General features: G+C 59.8%; 4 protein-coding genes. 1 reads left to right on the top strand and 3 read right to left on the bottom strand.

The window, feature by feature from the left end; translation table 11 throughout:
• Positions 1-264, top strand: a 264-nt coding sequence (locus tag WA989_RS05650) for an OmpA family protein (protein WP_424339530.1), incomplete at its 5' end; no start/stop codon positions are given.
• 154 nt (positions 265-418) lie between these two features.
• On the opposite strand, the gene WA989_RS05645 is transcribed toward WA989_RS05650, so the two are convergent.
• The 3 genes from WA989_RS05645 to msrB all read right to left on the bottom strand — a co-directional run bounded on the left by WA989_RS05645 (position 419) and on the right by msrB (position 3,541).
• Complete coding sequence (locus WA989_RS05645) at positions 419-2,584, bottom strand: S9 family peptidase (RefSeq protein ID WP_424339529.1); 2,166 nt, start codon at positions 2,582-2,584, stop codon at positions 419-421.
• 139 nt (positions 2,585-2,723) lie between these two features.
• The gene (locus tag WA989_RS05640; RefSeq protein WP_424339528.1) at positions 2,724-3,122 is read right to left on the bottom strand and encodes a hypothetical protein; all 399 of its coding nucleotides are present in this window, start codon (positions 3,120-3,122) and stop codon (positions 2,724-2,726) included.
• On the bottom strand, positions 3,119-3,541 hold the full coding sequence (gene msrB / locus WA989_RS05635; RefSeq protein WP_424339531.1) for a peptide-methionine (R)-S-oxide reductase MsrB: 423 nt from the start codon (positions 3,539-3,541) through the stop codon (positions 3,119-3,121). Before msrB ends, WA989_RS05640 begins: the two co-directional genes overlap by 4 nt.
• Positions 3,542-3,551 lie beyond the last annotated feature (10 nt).

Below are 3,551 nucleotides of genomic sequence, written 5' to 3'. Positions count from 1 at the left end.
CGTGAAGACTGTGCAGCGAATTCTGTGACCATTGTTGGTCACACCGACACCTCGGGTGGCAACGCCTACAACCAGCGTCTGTCAGCACGTCGTGCAGCTTCGGTTGGCAACGCTCTGACGACACGCGGTATCGGTTCTGACATGATCTCGACGGAAGGCCGCGGTGAGAACGATCTTGCCAAAGCAACCCGTGATGGTGTTCGCGAGCCGCTGAACCGCCGTTCGGAAGTTACGATCATCGTTAGCGGTGGTCCAAACACCTAGGCTTCCAGTAAGCTTCAATAAGTGATCAGGCCCGGCCCTTGTGCCGGGCCTTTTCTTTGTCCGCGACCTGGACGGGCAGGCATGAAAAAGCCCGCATCACAAAAGGCGAGGCGGGCTTTGTTCTAAGCGGCGGAAGCCGCCGTGTCGGCTGGTATTATTCGCTGCCGGCAGTGTCCGACAGGTCAAGGCTTTCGGCCTTCCCGACTGCGGCGAGGGCGAAAGCGTATTCGACGGCCGTTTCCTTCAGGCCTTCAAAGCGCCCCGTCGAGCCGCCATGGCCGGCATCCATATTGATGCGCAGGAAATAGGGTCCGGCCTCGGGCGCTTCATGGCGCAGTTTGGCCGCCCATTTCGACGGTTCCCAATAGGTGACGCGCGGATCAGACAGCCCGCCCGTGATCAACATGGCAGGATAATCCTGATCGGAGACCTGATCATACGGGCTGTAGGCGAGGATGGTGTCATAGGCCTCTGCGTCCGTGATCGGATTACCCCATTCGGGCCATTCCGGCGGGGTGAGCGGCAGGCTCTCATCCGACATGGTGTTGATCACATCGACGAAGGGCACAGCGGCAATGATCCCGCCGAAAAGATCCGGGTCCAGATTGGCCGCGGCCCCCATAAGAAGCCCGCCCGCCGATCCGCCATGGCCGACGACACGGCCTGGCGCGCCATAGCCATTGTCGACCAGATAGCGCCCAGAGGAGATATAATCCTTGAAGGTGTTGTCCTTCTTTTCCAGCTTGCCATCGAGATACCATTGATAGCCTTTGGCCTGAGAGCCGCGGATATGGGCAATGGCATAGATGAAGCCGCGATCGACAAGGCTAAGGCGGCTGGTTCTGAACTCTGGCGTGACGGTGATGCCGTAGGAGCCATAGCCGTAGAGGAGAAGTGGCGCTGAGCCGTCCACGGGCGTGTCGGCGCGGCGAAGAATCGTGACCGGAATTTCCTCGCCATCCCAGGCCGGCGCCATGATGCGCTCGACGACATAGTCTTCCGGATTGTGGCCGGACGGGATTTCGCGTGTCTTGCGCAGGGTCCGCTCACGCGTCGCCATGTCATAATCATAGGTCTGGTCCGGCACAGCAGGGGAGGCGTACTCATAGCGCATCACGGTCGAATCAAACTCGCCTGAGCCTGACAGACCAAGATCATAGGCCTCTTCATCCATGGCGATGGTGTGCTCGTCGCCGGTGGTGCGCTCGCGAATAACGATTCTTGGCAGGGCGTTCTCACGCTCAAGCCGGATCAGGTGATCCTTATGCGCATCGAGGCCAAGGATGAGCGTGCCCGGGCGATGCGGGACGACTTCTTCCCAATTCTCACGGCCCGGATTGTCGATCGGGGCCTTCATCAGCTTGAAGTCGACCGCGCCGTCGGCATTGGTCAGGATGTAGAAGGCATCATTCCAATGCGTGACGGAATATTCCTCATCCTCCTTGCGCGGTGCAATCAGCTTCGGCTCAGGATCGGTGGCGTCGGCGGGAAAGACATAGACTTCGCCGGAGGTGTGGCCGCCAGTCTCGATGGTGATGAACTCTTCCGATTCGGTCTTGTCGACGCCGACAAAGAAACCCGGATCTGCCTCGCGATAGATCTCGACATCCTCACCGGTTTCGAGATTACGCTGGAAGACCGCGGTCGGGCGGCCATTATCATCGCGCTCGACCCAGTAGAGAAGGTCGGAATTGGCGCCCCAGACAAAGCTGCCATAGGTGCCTTCAATCGGCTCACCCACCGCTTCGCCGGTTTCGATATTGCGGACGCTGATCGTGTAATATTCGCTGCCCTGGGTATCGATGGCCGAGGCGAGCAGCGTGTGGTCCGGCGACTGGTCGAGACCGCGGATCGAGAAATAGCTTTCGTCCTCGGCTTCCTGGTCGCCGTCGAACAGGATGGTTTCCGGCGCGTCGTCCTGGAAGGCCTGGTCGGCGGGCTTGCGCGCATAGATCGGATATTCGCCGCCTTCGCGGTAGCGCACATAATAGGCGTATGGGCCGTCCTTGCTCGGGACCGAGCTGTCATCTTCCTTGATGCGCCCGCGCATCTCTTCGAACAGGGTTTCGCGCAGCGATTCGGTCGGGTCTTCGAGAACGGTCTTGGTGTAGGCGTTTTCGGCTTCAAGATATTCGCGGATGTCGGCGCGCAGGACGGACGGGTCGCGCATCACTTTCTGCCAGTTCTCATCCTTCATCCATTGATACGGATCGGTCCGCGTACGGCCGACCTGTTCGATGGTGACGGGCTCTCTTTTGGCTGTGGGCGGGGTCGGCGCAGCGATGGTTTCGGCTACGTCTGTGGCAGTGGATTCAGTCATTTGTTCAGTCAGCTCGGTGGCTTCCATTTGAGTGGTACACCCTGCGATCAGGGCAGTGCTGGCGGCGCTCGCTAACAGGAAATGCAGGCGCATCAAAGTCGCTCCCCTATGGATATTTATGGGAACAGGCCTAGCCGGTTCAGAACGTCTGTCCAGAGGCTTTGTCCGGTTTTCGGCAGGCTTTCTCGAAACGCTGATAATTGCCCTGGCTGCGGCGCCATTCGGGCTCGAAAGGGGCATGGCAGGCGAGCGTGTAGGGCGCCCCCTCCGAGGTCGTCTCCAGTGTCCGGGTGAAGACGGCATACGGGGTCAGCGTCTCATAGACGCACGGGTCTTGGTCCCGGCTGGCCGGTGAGGCGTCGCGGCAGAGGGCGACGACGACGTCGGTCTCGCAGACATTGGTCAGCGCGCCATCGACCCGACGTACGCATTCGCCGGCATAGGCCGTGGTTTCAGGCTTCAGCAGAACCGTTAGTGCGCACGTCCCGAGCGATAAGAGGACGAATGCGGCAATAGCGACCAATCCGCGGCGTTTCATGCAGGCTTGAAATTGAGCACAACACCATTGATGCACCAGCGTTGGCCGGTCGGTGGTGGGCCATCCTTGAAGACGTGACCCTGGTGCAGGCCGCAGGTTGCGCAATGGCATTCCTTGCGGGGCATGATCATCTTGAAGTCGGTTTTGGTGTCGACCGCTGTCTCTCGGATCGGCTTGTAGAAGCTCGGCCAGCCGGTGCCTGAATCGAATTTGTGCTCAGATGACCAGAGCGGCGTGTCGCAGCCGACGCAATGATAGACGCCGTCGCGCTTCTCATCATTGTGATTGCCGGGTGAGAAGGGGCGTTCGGTGCCTTCCTTGACGCCGACATTGAACTGTTCGGGCGTCAGCAGGTCACGCCACTCATCATTGGAGCGACTGGCTTTCTTGAAATTGTCTGCAGGCTTTGGAGGAAGCATGGTGCGGGGC

Origin of the sequence: Henriciella sp., from assembly GCF_049649345.1 — a bacterium.
Taxonomy (GTDB): Bacteria; Pseudomonadota; Alphaproteobacteria; order Caulobacterales; family Hyphomonadaceae; genus Henriciella.
This window is presented reverse-complemented; position numbering and strand designations above follow the sequence as displayed.